This window comes from Deltaproteobacteria bacterium, from assembly GCA_016210005.1.
In the GTDB taxonomy this organism is placed as follows: Bacteria; Desulfobacterota; Binatia; order HRBIN30; family JACQVA1; genus JACQVA1.
In genome coordinates this window covers 21,885-37,787 of record JACQVA010000015.1, presented here as the reverse complement: position 1 = coordinate 37,787, position 15,903 = coordinate 21,885, and the positions used below count along the sequence as shown (strand labels likewise).

Here is a 15,903-nt window from a genome sequence, read left to right as displayed (position 1 = left end):
TCATTCCCCACCCCTCACCCCCTTCACCCTCCTCACCGCACGCGCGGCGACGGCGGCCACCTGGTCATTGCCGTCGCGGGCGAGTTGTTCGAGCGCGGGTATGCTCTCGACCGCGCCTTCGTTGGCGAGTGCCCAGGCGGCAGCGATGCGGATCTCAGGTACCGCATCCTGCAAGCCATACTGTAGCGACTCAATCAGCCCGGGGTCATGCGTCGCCGCCGCCACCCAGAAGGCCTCCGCCCGTAGGCCGTCATTAGGCACCCGCATCGCCTTGGCCACCAAGGCACGCGCCAACGCCGGCGCCTGCGGATACAGCTTCACCGTCAAGACGGCAGGCACCAGCGGGTCGATCTGTATCAGCCCGGCTATGGCTGAAAGCATCTGCGTTCCAAAACCCAGCTCCACCAAGCTGTGCGCGGCGTCGACGCGCAGGTTGGGCACCTCGTTCGGATCACCGGCGAGTCGGACCAGGAACGGAATGGCCGCACGGTCACCGAGCCAACCGGCAACGCGAATCGCGAAAGAGCGCAGCGCCGGCGACTCCCACGGATTATCCAACCAATGAACAATCTGGTTGAGAGTCGTGGCCTCGAGGATTTCTGCCGCCTGCCGCGCGGGTGGCGCGTACCAGTAGTCTTCGAGCCAGGAGCGCGATGCCAGGGTAAAAAGGCTGCCGCTGATACCGCCGAGCTGGCTGGGCTCGGCGGTCTTGAGCAGGCGCAACAACGGCGCCACGGACCGCAGATCGCCGACTTCGCTAATGGCGCGCAGAAACAGCTCGCGCATGGTTGGATCGAGCCACGGCTCCTCCAACGCCAGCGCCAGAGCCGCCGCCCCTTCAGCACTGCGGCTCTTGCGAATCAGACCGGCCACTACCCGCTGGGCCGGCGCATCGAGCGCGGTCACGGTGGCAGCCAGCGCGGCAGTGTCGGCCGCAGAGAGTCGGCCCAACACCGCCTCCACACGCCGCGCGCGCTTGCCCGCGTGGTGCTGCAGCTCAGCCCGCCAGCGAGTGATAGCATTGCTCAAGGTGGTATCGCCCATCCCCTCCGCTGCCGGCGGGCCGGCGGCGTGATTCGGGGCCAACAGGTCCAGATTGCCGATCCTGCGCTCTAGCCGATAGTTGTCGGTAACGTACTGGCGCAGGTTGAAGTAGTAGATCGGCGCCGACATGAAGAACATGGCGTGGCCATGCAGGGCGACGATGTAGCGCGGCTGCCGGGCGCGCAATGAGTCAATGACTTCGGCCTCCACCTCGCGCCCAGGCCAGCCGGGATAGAAGTAGCCGTGCCGGGTCGGATTTTGCCGGTCGGCCAGAAAGCTCACCAGATCCAGCGCCGGGAAGCTGAAGACGAACTCGTCGGGCCGCGCGTGCTCGGTCAGGTAACGGGCCGCGGCCGACAATGACTCGAACGGTTCGCCCGCAGCCGGCTCCAGCACCAACGGCGCGCGGGGATTGTCCAGCCGCACGAGCGCACTGGCATCGTGCTCCCACCACGCGCGCGCCAGATAGCTAATGCGCACCAGCGCGGGGGCGATCAGAATCACGACCAGGAGGTACAACGGGGCCACGGCCGCCGCCGCCACCGCGCCGCGGCCCAGCGCGGTGCGCGCGCCCGCCGCCCATTGACGCGCCAAGCGCTCCAGCAGCCACGCCACCAACACCAGAATGCCCGGGCAAGCCGGCACCAGGTGCATGAAATCCGTCCGCGGATAGAGCTGCATGTGCATCAGCACCGCCGACAACAGCAGGAGCAGCAGCAGGCCCGCGTGGGTGTTCTGGCGCGGGTCCGCGTCCGGCTGCGCGGCGGCGGCGCGACCAGCGCGAATTCCGGGGGCGAGGTAGATGCCGATCGCCAACCACTCGGCCACCAAGATGATCCCGAAAGCGACGCTACGCAGCCGGGTCACCACCGAGATCTGGAAGCCTTCCACCATCGGCGGCGGGTGGCGCAACAGCCAGGCGAACGCGGCCAGCAGCACCAACGCGATTGCGCCGCCGACCAGTCGCAGCGGTAGCCAGCCGTGCCGAATCATCACGCCCACCGCCCAAGCCGCGAAGATCGCCACGCCCAGAGCAGCGTCCACCTGCCCAAGTTCGGGGTACGGCATGAAGTAGAAGCGGTCGAAATTGGTGCCGAGGAATAGGACCGCGCGCAAGAACGGCCGGGTGCCGAGCTGGCTCCAGAAGTAGGCCACCCACGGCAGAATCACGACGGCGAAGCCGATCGCCAGCAACAGCAGGTCCCGCCAGATCGCTAGCGGCGCCACCGCCCGCGCCAGTCGGCGCCCGCGCGCAGTCACGTGCTGGTAGGCCACCAGCACCACCAGCGGCAGCGCAAACAGCAGCGCCTCGCGGCGCCCGCTGCCGGCACCGCGGATGAACAGCAGGGTCAGCGCCAGCGCCAACCCCCAGGGAATCAGCCAACGCAGGCTGCGCTCGCCGGCAACGAGCAGGCCCCGGACACCGCCGCCGACTTCGGGGTTATTCTCCTGCGGCCGCTGTAGACGGGTCAGGGCGATCAACAACACCGCGAGATTGAGTAACCCGCTGTTGGGCTTGAAGGTGAACACCACGCCGGTACAGGCACCGGCGATCAACCAATGCCACGTTTGCCCGCGCTCCCACCACCGCACGGTGGCTATGACGCTCAACAGCCAGAAGAGCGTTACGTACCAGATCGGGTACGGGATGTTGAAGGCCGCGAATTGGCCGTCGTAGTAAGGGATGAAGGCAAGATAGACCAGCCCGGCCACGGCCGCGGCCACCGGCGACGCGCCCAGCCGGCGCGCTAGCCAGTAGAGGCAGTACACGCTCAGCCCATTCACCACCGCCAGGCACAGCCGCAGCACGACCACGTTGACGCCAAACAACGAAAACAGCGCCGCGTTCCAGTAGAAGAGCCCCGGCGTGTAGCCGGCGTGGAAGTCCACGTACAGGACCTGCCCGAGATAGGTGCGGTAGATCTGGTACAGCAGCGTCCCTTCGTCATCGACGTTGAGCCCGTAGGGTGCCAGCGCGGCAAAGTACGCCACCGGCAAGGCCAACATCAGCCCGCCCCACAGCGCCGCCGTACCGCTGAGCTTCTCACGTCTCACTTCTTACTCCTCACCCCTTACGCCTCACGTCTCACTTCTACTTCTTGCTTCTGACTTCTCACCCCCCACACCCAGCCACGCCAGGCTCGCCTGAGCGAAATCGCGCACCTGCTCTACCGAATCACCACGCCACGCGCGTTCAATGTCAGCCCGTGCTGCCTCGAGATGGAGCACACCGGCGGCCCAGATGGCGGCGATGCGTACGCGCGGCAGAGGGTCAGTGATGCCGCCGAGAATCGTCTCGCCCAGCACCCGATCACCGAGCGCGCCGGCGATGAAGGCCAGCGTCTCGCGCTGCTTGTCGTTGCCGCGGCGAAACGCCTCCGCCAGCACGACGCGAGCGCGTTCGGGGTTGGCCTGACTCCAGGCGAGCACCGCACCGGGCAGAAACATCTCGTCGTAAGCCAATCCTGCCAGCAGCGGTTCGATCACGCCGTCAGCCACGCCCAAGCGCAGCAACGCATCGGCGGCGACCGCCTGCATGGCCACGTCGGGTTCAGCCAGCAGGCGGCGCAAGCCCGGTTCGGCGGCCGAGTCGGCGCGCACACCGGCGATCCAGGCGCCGGCGAAACGCAGCCGCAGGTCCGATTGGCCTTCGGCCAGCCACGCCAGCGCTGCCGCGCCAATGCGCGGGTCCGCCCTTACCTCTTCCTCGCCTTCGGTGCGCGGCACGAACAGCGTGCGTAGGATGAATGCGCGGCTGGCTACGTTGAACAGAGCGGTATCCAACTCATCGCGCGCCTGCCCCGTGAGCCTCTCCCGCGCCGCGACCAACACCGGGGCCGTACGGGCATCGGCCTGCTGGCCAATCACTCGAACGGCGGGCAGCATCGCGCCTGGCGCCAGCGTGCCGGCGCGCACGGCATCCGCCAGCGCCCAAGCGCCGTCGGCATCTTGCGCAGCGCGCGCTGCCAGCACTGCGCGCCCCTGCAGCGCCGGGCTGACGCCCATCCGCCAGCATCCGCTTAGCTCGATGCTGCGTCCTGAACGTTCGCGTTCCGCTGCGGCCAGCGCCGCAGCGCAATCTGCCGGTATCTGCGCTAGTACGTCCGTCGGGGTCGGTTGCGAGGCCACAGTTGCCCTCTTTGCACCACGCCGTCGCAGGATATCGTAGCTTCCAAACCGCGCCGCCGGTTCGTAGTTACGCTGGACGTACCGACGCAGGAGCAGATAATAAAGCGAGGCATGCCCCATGAAGAGCAGGGGATCGCGGTTCAGGATCATCAACGGTGTCCGGCGCGACTCGATCGCGTTGACGATCTGAGCTTCCAGCACGTGATCGGGCCAGCCGGGGTGGAAGTAGCCGTAGCGCGCAGGTGATTGGCGCGCGGACAGGAAGTTGACCAAATGCAGATTAGGAAACCCCAACAAGGTGTCATGCGGCTCGCTGTTCTGCCGGATGAACTCGACCGCACGCTGTAGGTCGTCGAAGCGCTGGCGCCGGCCGGCTTCCAGCACCACGGGGGCGTGCGCCAGATTCAGCTGCGCGAGGTCGTCTGCGGGCGTCAGCTGCAGCCGGGTCGCGAGCAGTACGTTCGGTGCCGCCAGGATTAGCACCGCCGCGCAGGCGGGCAACGCCGCTACACGCGACCAGCGCTCCCCGGCTAACCAGGTGCGCGCCACCTGCCAATAGCACCACATCCCGAGTACCAGAGTAACGGGTGCGCTCAGCAGCCAATGAAAGAAATCGCTGCGGGGATAAATGCTGAGGTACAAGCAGGGCGCGCTGACCGCGAGCGCGACGATGGCGGCGTTGGTGGGCATATTCGCCGCGCCGGTGGAGGTGAAAAAGCGCCGCGCCAAAACCAGAACTCCCGCCCAGTGCACGATCAGCGCCGCCCCGAAGCTGACATGCTGTGCCCGCTGCACGACCGCATTCGAAAAACCCTCCGGCATGGGTGCCAGCGTCAGGATTCCTGCCATCGCCAGCGACAGCAGCGTTGCCGCAGCCACAGCCACCAACCGCGGCGCCACCTCCAGTCGTCGCAGGGCTCGACCGGCGATGACAAACGCCACGGCCCCTAGCGCAAGCACCGCATCACCGGCACCCAGGTCTCTGATCGGCAGCAAAAAGAACAGCTCGTGACCGCTGCCGATGAATAACACTTCGCGCAGAAACCGCTCGCGGCCCAACTCGGCCAGGTAGTACAGCATCCACGGCAGCGTGACCGCGGCAAACCCGCCCACTAGTGCGGTTGCCCCGGCGGCAAACTGCCGCGGCGACAGCGTTCCCAACTGCCGCTGTGGAGCGACGAGACGCAGCAACCCGATAGCAAACAGAGGCCACAGCAGGAGCCGCGCGTCTCGAGTTGCAGGCTGGAAGTGAAATACGGCGGCGAGGGCTCCCAACACCCCAGCCAGCAAGCTCCACCACAACAGCCGCTGCCAGCACGTTCCGCGCGCCGCGCTGGTGCACAACAACACCATCGCCAACGCCGCCAGGTTGAAGGCGCCCGTGTTGGGCTTGAAAGCGCACGCGACACCTACCAGTAGCCCGGCCACCGCCATCCAACGCACTTGCGCGCCGGCACAGAAGCGTACCACTGCCAGTGTGCTTGTTACCCACGTTAGCACCACATACCAGGCAGGATATGGAACGTTGAACATGGCGCACTCGCCGGCAAAGACCGGCATCAGCGCCACGTACGCCAGCGCTGGCACTGCCGCCGGCAGCGGCGGCATCACCGCCGCACCCAGGCGGTAGAGCCCGAATACGGCCAGCGCGTTGACCGCGGCCAGCGCGCCTCGCAACACAAGCAGATTGGCTCCAAAGACATGAAACAGCGCGGCGTTGAAGTAGAAGAAACCCGGGGTATAGCCGCTTGCAAAATCCAGGTATGGGCGGTGGCCGGAGAAAGTGCGGTAGATGAGGTAGACCACATCGCCGTCCTCGCCGAGATTGTAACCGTAGCGGACGAAGCTGGCGAAGTAGAGCCCGGCCCCACCGAGAACCGCCAGGCCGGGCCAATCAAGCCACTTCGCACGGCTAGCGCCCGTCACGATTGCCTGACCTCCGCCGTCCCATCTTCGCCCTCAAACCAAGCTGGCCTCTCCGCCTGGCAGGGAGCGCCAGCTGCTTCCTCGATGCACTGGCGCGTGGCCTCGGCAACACCCGCCCACGAAAAGCGCTCGGCCCACTGCCGCGCCCCGCGCCCCAGCTGTCGGCACCGCTGGTGATCGCGTAGCAGCTCGACCGCGCTCCGCACCAGTGACTCCGCGTCTCCATGCGGCACCAGTACGCCCGTGCGCCCGTCACGCACGGCATCGCGCAGGCCGGGCACGTCACTGGCCACCGTCGCCAAGCCGCAGGCGGCGGCTTCGAGCACCGTCAGGCCCCAGCCTTCTTTCTCCGAGGTATTGAGCACCAGATGCGCTGAGTGGAGGTGCTGGATCTTCTCCTGCTCGCCAACGAAGCCGGTGCAGGTTACGCAGTCGCCCAACCCAAGGCGGCGGACGTGATCGCGCACCGCGTCGAGTCCGGTGCCACCACCGACCACCATCAGGCGCACCGCGGGAACCTGCTCGCGGATGCGTACCAGCGCTTGCAACATCACATCGATGCGCTTGTAGGGCTCCACCCGCCCGAGTGCCAGCAGTGTCGGCGGCCCATCGGACTCACGCGCAGGCAAGCAGTATCGCTCGGTGTCGACGCCGTTGGGCACTACTCGGATGCGCGCCGCCGCTACCCCACGCTCGATCAAGTCGTGCTTGGTGCTGGGCGAGACGGCGATGAACTGACAACGGCGATACACCGGCGGAATCAACCATTCGGCCGCCACCACGACCGCCGCCACCGGCCATGGCACCTGCCAGAAGGCGGTGGCGCCGAAGAGGTGATGGGTAATCGGCAGCACCGGCACCTTGGTGTAGAGCGGGGCACAGAACGGCAGCTTGCACAGGTGCTCGATGATCACCGTGTCCGGCGTCAGCTCCCGCCGCACCCGCGGCGGTAGTTGTAGGTAATACGTCAACCGGTTGCCGAGGCGAACTACGCGGATGCCGTCGATGGTCTCCTCTGCCGCCGCGCCGGCAAAGCTGGTGCATATCAACGTGGCGCGGTATCCCAGCGCCACCAGCCGGCGCGTCACCTCGAACAGATTGACCTCCGCCCCGCCGGCATTGGGATGGCGGATGTCCCGCTCATTGAGGATCAGCAGCGGGCGCATGGTTGGCAAGGAAGTGAGAAGTGATGAGTAAGAAGTCAGGGGTAAGGGGTGAGAAGTGAGAAGTCAGAAGTTAGAGGCGGCCGGCCAAGTGCATGAGGCGCAGCCACCACACGATCCACAGGGCTTCGAGGGCGATGCGCTTGTTCATCTTCGAGTCGCCGTCGGTGCGGTCCATGAAAATGATCGGGATCTCCTTGATGCGGTAGCCCAGGCGCCAGGCGCGGTAGGTCATCTCGATCTGGAAGGCGTAGCCGTTGGAGCGCACGCGCTCGAGCCCGATGCGATCGAGGACCTCGCGGCGCCAACACTTGAAACCGCCGGTGACATCGTGGTTGGGCAGGCCGGTGATCCGGCGCGAATACCAGTTGCCGAAATAACTCAGCAGCAGCCGCTCGATCGGCCAGTTCACCACGGTGATGCCGTTGAGATAGCGCGAGCCGAGCACGATGTCGTAGTCGCGCATCTCACGGATGAACTCGGGCAGCATTTCGGCCGGGTGCGAAAAATCGGCGTCCATCTGCACGATGTAGTCGGCGCCGTTGCGCAAGGCTTCGATGAAGCCGGCCTTGTAGGCCGGACCGATACCCTGCGCCTGCGCCCGGCTCAGCAACGCCACCCGGCTGTCGGCGGCGGCCAGCTCGCGCACGATGTCGGCGGTGCCGTCGGGCGAGTTGTCGTCCACCACCAACACCGAGATGCCCGGATCCTGGTGCAGCACCGCGGGAATCAGCCGGCCGATGTTCTCCCGCTCTCTGAAGGTGGGGATGACGACGACCGTGTGCTTCAATGAATCGCTCACGAACCTAGATACCTATCCGAAATACCTATCCGAATTACCAGCGAGCATAGCTCCGCCCACTTCGCCGCGCACGGGCAGGGGCGATCGTGTGCTTGTAAGCTGCTCCGGCGGGCTTTTGCAAGTCGATTCTCCGCACCCCAGCCGATTTCCCACGACTCAATGCGGCGCTTACAGGGCGGCGTCAGCCTGGAGACGGCGTGCCCTGACGCTGGCCTTCAGCCGCCTTTACCGCGAATGAAATCCGAACCGGCAGTTTGACCGCAATCACGGTGCCCGCCACACACTCGACACGAGCAGTGGGCAGCACGCTGGCAACCGCGGCGCGGAACTCGCGTTCGAAAGCGCCGGAATCGTCATCTAGCGGCATCGGCCGAAGCGTCTCGATGAGGGGTGAGCGGCGAGCAGCAAGCGGTCAAACACCTTCACGCTGCACGCCTCACGGCTTGCCGCGCACCCTTCCTTAGAACTCCACGAACTCTTCCGGATAATGCGACAGGTCGAGCTTCTCTTCGGTGGGGTTCAGGCTGATGCCCCATTGCTGCATCGCGAGCGCACCGAACAGGATTTCGATCGGCTTGCCGTCTTCGTCGTTACCGATCTCGTCGATCACCAAGGCGTGGGTCGAGAAGGGGTGCCCCTCGATTTCGCCCTCAAGCAGCGCCGCCCGGTTGGCTTCCCTCACGGTCCCGCCCAGCGCCGTGCGGATCACCCGCGGGGTGGCCGAGGTCGTCAGAATCTCCGCCACCGAAGGAACCACGTACGTGTTGCGCGCACCCGAATCGAAGAGCGTCCAACACTGGCGGCCGTCAACCGCAATCGCTTGCCGAATCCGTCCCATCGTCATAACTGTAGAGAACGCGAGAATCCGCAGTCAAGCCGGTCACGACCTTTTCGGCGATCAGGCCGCGCTCTTCCGCATCGTCCAGGAGCGCGGCGATCTCTTCGCTCGACAGCGCGTGGATGCGCCGCAGCAGCGGCGCGAAATACGCGGGCGCGCGTTCGCGGTAGCGGCGCTCCCAGTCCGATCCCTTCAGGCGGCCCACCTGGTTGGTCAACAGTTGCATCTGCTTGACCAGATGTTCGACCGTGCGCGTCAACTGCGCGAGTTGCGATGTCATTTCTTGCTGCGCTGCCGCGAGCTGGTCGACGCGCTGGGTGAGCTGATCGACGCGCTCGGTCAGACGCTCCAGCCGCGCCTCGGTGGCGCGTTGCGCCTGGGCGAGCTCGCCCATCAAGCGCGGCAGGTCGATGACGTCGTCGCTGAGCAATACGCGGCGCAGCTCGCGGCGCCATTCGGGGCGTTGCTCCAATTCCCGAACTAACTCCTGAAACTCGCTGGCGCTGATTGCCATCCAACTTGCTCTTACCACGGCCCGTGCCTTTGGTGCCAGCGTTCGGCCACAACCGGCGAAACGCGGGGGTAAGGGGCTAAGCGTTATCAGGGAGCGGAATCATGCCACGCTTCACCGCTCACTCGCCGCAGATGGCCGGCAAATCCACCGAGCCGGCGGCGTCGTTGCTGATGCAGAAGTCGGCGGCGCTGACCTCAGAGGCTGTGAAAAACTCTGAGGAGTGGAGCAATGCTCCACCCCTCAACAATGATGCGATTCGCTCCCGCCTTCCGATCTTGAGGGCGGGAGCGGTGCTCCCGCCGCGGCCATCTCGATCTGGAAGGCGCAGCCGTTGCAGCGTACGCGCTTGTTACCCCGCGCCGCGCTGCCAAGGTCAGACCGCGCTGAGCACCGCCGTTCGGGACTGCAAGACGTATCCACTACTCGACGGCGTAGCCTAGCGCGCGCAAGCGCTCGCGTGTGGCCGCATCGGGTCGGGCAGTCTCGGCCTCCGGCGGCCGAGCGATGTACCAGACCAGGATCATAGCGCCGGGAAATGCCGAACACTCCGGTGCCTCGCCCGCAGCGACCGTGAGCCGCGCGGCCTCCAGCTCGATCGCACCGGCGACCGCCGCCGGTGAATCGTGGCCAAGACGCAGACTGGGCCGCTCTTGCTCAGGCCGCGACGACACCCGCAGCGTCGGCCGCGTGCCTGCAAACCACAGCTCGTCGGCATCACGGGTTGCGGTATCAACCAGTTTGCCCAACAACTCACGCTGGCGTGTCACCGGGCCGACCGTCGCCTCGAGGCGCAGGCGCCCGCTGCCGGCGGCGGCCTCCAGTCGGTCTTCTGCTTCCAGGTCGGTGGACTCAACTGCACCCTCGACCCCATCCACGGCGACGCTGATGGCCTGCGCGCCGGCGCCGCCGCAGATGCGCACGTGCCAGCCGCTGCGGCCGCGCGCCAGCTCGGCATCGAGCATACGCTGCAACTCGTCCCGCCGCGCCTGGTCCGCGCTCGGCCGGTGTTCTTGCGGGTCGGCCTGCAAGTCGAACAGCAGCGTGTCGTTGTGCGGGCGCAGGCGGCGAATGAGCTTGTGCTCCGCCGTCATCAGCCCGTACGCCAGTGTGCCGTCCAACTGAGTCGATGCCGTGAGCCGGCTGCGGCCGGCGGCCTTGCCCGCCATCGCGGGCATCAGGTCCTGCCCTGCGATCGCCGGCGGGCTCGGCCAGCCCATCGCCGCCGCCAGCGTCGGCAACACGTCGGTCAGCGAACTCATCCGTGCCACGCGCTCGCCGCGATGGGCCGCTTTGGGAAACTTGATCAACAGCGGCACGTGCAGCATCTCCTCGAACAGGGTCTTGCCGTGACTGATGTCGCCGTGATCGGTGAACTCCTCGCCGTGGTCGCCGACCACGGCGATGGCCGCGTTGTCGTACAAGCCGCGCGCACGCAGCCGCTCGATGAACTGGCCCAGCGCCGCATCGGCGTGACGGATCTCGCCGTCGTAGCGCCGCACCGCGGCGGCGATCACTGCCGGCGGGTCGGTGGCCCGCAGGTTACGCCCCGGGCTCTGGGGCGAGTAGTCGGGAAACAGCTGGCGCGCCGCCGGCGGCGGCGGATCGTAGGGGCCGTGAGGATCGTTCACATGCAGATACAAGAACAGCGGCAGCGGCTCATCGTCCAGCAGCCGTTCGGCGCGGGCAAAGACCTGCTGCGCGTCGGAGTTCTCCAGCCAGCGAAAGGAATCCAAATCGATGAAGCGCCCGAACCCCTGCGCCAGCCCCCACAGCGGGAGCACGTTGGGGTTGGTGCTGACAGCGGCAGTGCGAAAGCCTTGGCGGCGGATAACCTCCGGCCAGGTGGTGATCTGCTGCGGCAGCCGGTCGACGCGATCGACGACACGGTGAGTGAGCGGATCGAGGCTGGTCAGAAGCGACGTTACCGACGGCCGCGTCCAAGGCGCCGGGGTGTGCGCCTGCGTGAAGGTCACGCCATCACGAGCCAGCTGCTCCAAGTTGGGCGTGGTCGGCAGGTGGTAGCCGAGCAGCGAGGTGTGATCGGCTCTCAGGGTGTCGATGAGCACGACCACCACCAGGGCCGGCGCCAGCGCCGCCGGCGGCTCGATCCATGGATCACCCAGCAGCACCGCGCTCGGCTCGGATTGCGGCACTGTAAAGCTGATCCGCTGGCCGGCACGCAGCACCTGCCCGGTTGCCATGGTTTGCCAGTGCCTGTGGCTGGCGGCGGCAACCGTGGCCAAGCGCGCCGCACCGCCGCCGGCTTCGGTGGCATTGACTTCGAGCCGGGGCGGATGCTCGGCCGCCTCGGCGCGCTCGGCCGCAAAGGCAAAATGCAGCCGGCCGCTGACCGCCACCGGCCAAGCCACCGTCGCCCCCGGCGCCAACCGGACTCCCGGCCGTGTCTCGTCACCGACTGTGAGCAGCGTGACCTCGGCTGCCGGCGCCGAGCCGCCCGCCAGCAACCACTGCCTCACCCCGGGCGCCTCCCGCCCGCATCCTGACAGCACCAACAGTGCAAGCAGGAGCCAGCCCGATGTCGAACTCAGCGGCTGCGATAGGTCACTTGCGCGTCGTAGAGGCATACGCCCGGGCCGGTGAGCAGCACTTGCAGCAGATAGGTGTAGCGCTCGTTGTCGATCACGGGCGCACTAATGTCAGCGCTGGCGAGGGTTTCCAGCTCGGTGGTTCCGGCGGACACCGGGCTGATCGCCAGCACTTCGAAGCGCTCGGGCTCACGGCGCACCAGCGACATCAGGCCGAGGGCGTCGCGGTTGGTGTCGACCAGCAGCATGGCCACGCGCTCGATGACCGCGCCGTCGGGCAGTTGCAGCGGAGCGACAAAGTAGCCCGCCCCCTTGTGCGAGCACAGGCGGCCGAGCCCGCCCTGCTCGACAACATAACCGGCTGCGTTGTTGGCGGGCAGAAACGCGATCGGAGCGACGTGGAGCAGCTGACTCGCTGCCGCAGTAGTCTGCCCCGCCGCCGCTCCCGGCAGCACCCACGCAAGAGCGGCCCCGCCAAGCAATGCTCTCCAGCGCCGCCGCGGTGTGATCATGGCCTCCGTTACTAGCTGCCAGGCGCGGCCCGCGCAAACCCGCCGGGTTCCCCACCCGGCAAACCTTTGCCTCGCTGCATCGCCTGGTGTACACCGCTGCCCATGCAACGCGAGCTGAGGCAGATCTTTGCGGCCAGCATCGCCGCGAAGCAGCAGTTCCTGCGCCAGCACGGCCGCGCGATCGAGCCGGTCGTTCATCTGATCGCCGACGCCCTATACGCCGGCAACAAACTGCTGCTCTTCGGCAACGGCGGTAGCGCCGCGGATGCCCAGCACATCGCCGCCGAGTACGTCAACCGCTTCGCGCTCGAACGCCCGCCGCTGGCGGCGATTGCGCTCACTACCGACTCCTCGACCTTGACCTCGATTGCCAACGACTTCGGCTACGACGAGGTCTTCGCCAAGCAAGTCCGTGCCCTCGGGCGGAGCGGCGACGTGGCCATCGCCCTCTCCACCAGCGGCAACTCCGCCAGTGTGCTGCGCGCCGTCGCTGCCTGCGGTGAAATGGGAATTCGCACCGTCGGCCTTACCGGCGGCAGCGGCGGCAAGCTGGGCGCGCTGGTCGATCACCACCTGTGTGTAAGCGCAACCGGCGACACCGCACGGATTCAGGAGACCCACATTCTGATCGGCCACGCGATCTGTGAGCTGGCCGAGCAGATCCTCTTCGGCCGAGCGGCGGGTCCGCCGGCGACACCCCGACGGCCGCGCCAGCGGAGCAAGGCGGCCAGGCGATGAGGCGATTTCCGCCGCTCGACCTCGCCCAGGTCCGCACCTATCCGCTGGGGAAGCGGCCGAGCAAGGTGGCCACCGGCGCGCTCGGCGTCCCGCATCGCGCGAACGGCAGTGTCCGCGACTTGCTCGCTGCCCTGCCCGACGTCCTCGCGGCCCGCGACCTGCGCGCGATCGCCGCGGCGATCGCGAGCCGCCAGCGCGCCGGCAAGACGATCGTTCTCGGTATGGGCGCGCACCCGATCAAAGTCGGGCTGAGTCCGCTGATCATCGACCTGATGGAGCGCGAAGTACTCCACGCCGTGGCCATGAACGGCGCCGCGATCATCCATGATTTCGAGCTGGCTTATCAGGGTGAGACCTCGGAAGACGTCGCGGCGCATCTGCCCGACGGGCGCTTCGGCATGGCGCAGGAGACCGGCGAATTCCTCAACCGGGCGATTGTGCAGGGGGCCCAAGCCGGCCTCGGCCTTGGCCAATCCGTCGGCCGCGAGATCGCGCGCGCCGCCCTGCCGCATCAGCGGTTGAGCATCCTGGCGGCTGCCGACCGTTTGGCAATCCCGGCCACGGTGCATGTTGCCATCGGCACCGACATCATCCACATGCATCCGAGCGCAGACGGGGCCGCCATCGGCAGCACCAGCCTCGCCGATTTCCGCGCGCTGGCGGCGGTGGCCGCAGGCATGGACGGCGGCGTCTTCATCAACCTGGGTTCCGCCGTCGTCATCCCGGAGACGTTTCTGAAGGCGCTCAACCTCGCCCGCAACGTGGGCGCGACGGTTGCCGATCTCGTCACCGTGGACATGGACTTCTTGCGTCACTACCGGCCGCACGTCAACGTCGTGCAGCGGCCGACGCTCGGCAGCGGCCGCGGCTACGAGCTCACCGGCCACCACGAGATCATGTTCCCGCTGCTGTGCGCGGCGATCACGGAGGAAATGGAGCGGCCAACCCGGGCGTGATCCCGGCCGGCAGGGCTCGTCGTTCATCGAGGAAAGCACCGATGATCGCTGCCGCCGAAACGCCGCCGCGCACGGCGAGCGGATCATGGACCTGCCGCCTCTCCTCGAAGGCCTTGACCACAGCAAACGGGTTAGTATGGTCGATGCGTGGCAAAGGTCGTCTTCGGTGACTTCGAATGGGATGATCTAAAGGCTGCTGCCAACATCAAGAAACACGGCGTGTCCTTCGAGGAAGCGATCACCGCGCTCGCGGATCCGATGGCCGTCGGGGCGCCGGATCTGGTTTTTCCGCAACGCTGGATCACCATCGGCCGTTCCGCTCTGCTGCGGGTTCTTTTCGTTGTGCACACCGAAAGCCTGCTCGCTGGGCGGGTTCGCATCATCAGCGCACGCAAGGCGTCCGCCACGCAAAGGAGGAAATACGATGAGCCGAATTGACCCCAGCAAACTTCCCGAGGGGCATCCGGGTCGCTACGACTGGTCGAAGGCCACCCGGGGAAGACTCGCCGGCAAGGCTGGCAGAGCATCGGCGCTGCTCCGGGTGCTCGATCCGGATCTGGCGGCGCGCTTTCCCGACTCCCAGTGCGTGAACGAAGCTCTGCGTGCCCTCGTGGCCCTCGACGAAGCGTTGCCGCGACGGCGCTCCCGCAGGAGGCGGGCGGCATGATGGGGGGTTCAACCGCATCACCGATGACGCCCGCCTCTGCGATAGATTGCTCGCGGCTTGGCAATCGACTCTCAAAAACCTAGTTTACGGTCGCTGGAGGGAGATGGTCATGACAAAGCTTCACCTCGATCTGCCTGGCGAGATCACGTGGCCGCTCAAGGCCGCCCCCGAAGAACCGGCCGAGGTCGCCTGAAGGAGCCCGCGCACAATGCGCGACCTCATCGACATGTGGGGCAACACGCGCATGGTGGTGCTCACCGCCATGAGCGCGTCGCTGTACGCGGCCATCTTGATCCCGTTCAAAGTCTTGCCGATCATTCCCGGCGTCACCGAGTTCCGCCCGGCCAATGCCGTGCCGGTGATCTGCTCGTTCCTTTTCGGTCCGGCCGGGGCCTGGGGCGCCGCCATCGGCAACGTCATCGGCGACTTCTTCGGCGGCATCGGCCCCGGCGATCTGTTCGGCTTCTTCGGCAACTTCCTCTACGGGTTCGTGCCCTATAAGGTGTGGACCGCGCTGATGGGCGAGCGCGACCCGGTGCCGAAGCTGCCGCTCGAGTGGCTGGTCTTCACCGGCGTCGTCGGACTGGCCAGCGCGGTCTGCGCACTGACCATCGGCTGGGGCATCAACCTGCTGGGCTTCGTCCCCTTCTCGGTGCTGGGCAACATCATCTTGGTCAACAACTTCGTCGTCGCCGTCGTGCTGACGCCGTTTCTGCTGGCAGTGATCTATCCGCGGGTGAAGGCTGCCAAGCTGCGCTACAGCGACGTCATGGGTGCCCGGGCGCCGCGCTCGCGCCTGTCGCGCGCAGTCGGGCTGATCTTGGTGATCGGCGCGGTGGCCGGCGGCATGATTCTCGGCACGCTGCTCTCCACCGGCCGCCTCGAGCTGCCGTTGATCGCTCACTACACGGTCTCGACCACCCGCGCCGCCGACGTCGGCTTGGGCTTGGCACCGATCATCGTCGTTCTGCTCATCGGCCTGGCGATGCTATGAAGGATAGTCCGAAGGTCCAACGTCCAAGGTCTACGGCCGAGGTCTAAGGGCCAAAGTAGACAGTCGGGTCGGCC

The 15,903-nt window shown here is 66.8% G+C and carries 14 protein-coding genes; 5 read left to right on the top strand and 9 right to left on the bottom strand.

What is annotated here, in order from left to right:
- The 9 genes from HY699_02985 to HY699_02945 form a co-directional block, all read right to left on the bottom strand.
- Positions 1 to 3,099: a HEAT repeat domain-containing protein gene (locus tag HY699_02985; GenBank protein ID MBI4514764.1), complete on the bottom strand. Its 3,099-nt coding sequence runs from the start codon at positions 3,097 to 3,099 to the stop codon at positions 1 to 3.
- A 24-nt stretch (positions 3,100 to 3,123) separates the two neighbouring features.
- Positions 3,124 to 6,099 carry a glycosyltransferase family 39 protein gene (locus tag HY699_02980; protein MBI4514763.1) on the bottom strand — a complete coding sequence of 992 codons (2,976 nt, stop codon included), beginning with the start codon at positions 6,097 to 6,099 and terminating at the stop codon, positions 3,124 to 3,126.
- The gene (locus HY699_02975; GenBank protein ID MBI4514762.1) at positions 6,096 to 7,265 is read right to left on the bottom strand and encodes a glycosyltransferase family 4 protein; all 1,170 of its coding nucleotides are present in this window, start codon (positions 7,263 to 7,265) and stop codon (positions 6,096 to 6,098) included. The genes HY699_02980 and HY699_02975 overlap by 4 nt, the downstream gene beginning before the upstream one ends.
- Before the next feature lie 70 nt (positions 7,266 to 7,335).
- On the bottom strand, positions 7,336 to 8,052 hold the full coding sequence (locus tag HY699_02970; GenBank protein ID MBI4514761.1) for a polyprenol monophosphomannose synthase: 717 nt from the start codon (positions 8,050 to 8,052) through the stop codon (positions 7,336 to 7,338).
- 193 nt (positions 8,053 to 8,245) lie between these two features.
- Positions 8,246 to 8,431 (bottom strand): hypothetical protein, encoded by a 186-nt coding sequence (locus HY699_02965; protein MBI4514760.1) that lies wholly within the window; start codon positions 8,429 to 8,431, stop codon positions 8,246 to 8,248.
- 93 nt (positions 8,432 to 8,524) lie between these two features.
- Complete coding sequence (locus HY699_02960) at positions 8,525 to 8,809, bottom strand: hypothetical protein (protein MBI4514759.1); 285 nt, start codon at positions 8,807 to 8,809, stop codon at positions 8,525 to 8,527.
- 61 nt (positions 8,810 to 8,870) lie between these two features.
- On the bottom strand, positions 8,871 to 9,416 hold the full coding sequence (locus HY699_02955; protein MBI4514758.1) for a hypothetical protein: 546 nt from the start codon (positions 9,414 to 9,416) through the stop codon (positions 8,871 to 8,873).
- A gap of 419 nt (positions 9,417 to 9,835) precedes the next feature.
- Positions 9,836 to 11,893: a sulfatase gene (locus HY699_02950; protein ID MBI4514757.1), complete on the bottom strand. Its 2,058-nt coding sequence runs from the start codon at positions 11,891 to 11,893 to the stop codon at positions 9,836 to 9,838.
- Between the two features lie 68 nt (positions 11,894 to 11,961).
- The gene (locus HY699_02945) at positions 11,962 to 12,474 is read right to left on the bottom strand and encodes a hypothetical protein (GenBank protein MBI4514756.1); all 513 of its coding nucleotides are present in this window, start codon (positions 12,472 to 12,474) and stop codon (positions 11,962 to 11,964) included.
- Between the two features lie 102 nt (positions 12,475 to 12,576).
- Here HY699_02945 and HY699_02940 point away from each other — a divergent pair, with 102 nt between their 5' ends.
- The 5 genes from HY699_02940 (at position 12,577) to HY699_02920 (ending at position 15,829) form a co-directional block, all read left to right on the top strand.
- Entirely contained in the window at positions 12,577 to 13,212 is a 636-nt protein-coding gene (locus HY699_02940; protein ID MBI4514755.1) for a D-sedoheptulose 7-phosphate isomerase, read from the top strand.
- Positions 13,209 to 14,168, top strand: a complete 960-nt coding sequence (locus HY699_02935; GenBank protein MBI4514754.1) for a hypothetical protein — start codon at positions 13,209 to 13,211, stop codon at positions 14,166 to 14,168. The genes HY699_02940 and HY699_02935 overlap by 4 nt, the downstream gene beginning before the upstream one ends.
- Positions 14,169 to 14,315: 147 nt before the next feature.
- Positions 14,316 to 14,606 (top strand): BrnT family toxin, encoded by a 291-nt coding sequence (locus HY699_02930; protein MBI4514753.1) that lies wholly within the window; start codon positions 14,316 to 14,318, stop codon positions 14,604 to 14,606.
- Complete coding sequence (locus HY699_02925) at positions 14,593 to 14,835, top strand: hypothetical protein (protein ID MBI4514752.1); 243 nt, start codon at positions 14,593 to 14,595, stop codon at positions 14,833 to 14,835. Before HY699_02930 ends, HY699_02925 begins: the two co-directional genes overlap by 14 nt.
- 208 nt (positions 14,836 to 15,043) lie before the next feature.
- Positions 15,044 to 15,829: a QueT transporter family protein gene (locus HY699_02920; GenBank protein MBI4514751.1), complete on the top strand. Its 786-nt coding sequence runs from the start codon at positions 15,044 to 15,046 to the stop codon at positions 15,827 to 15,829.
- Positions 15,830 to 15,903: the final 74 nt, after the last annotated feature.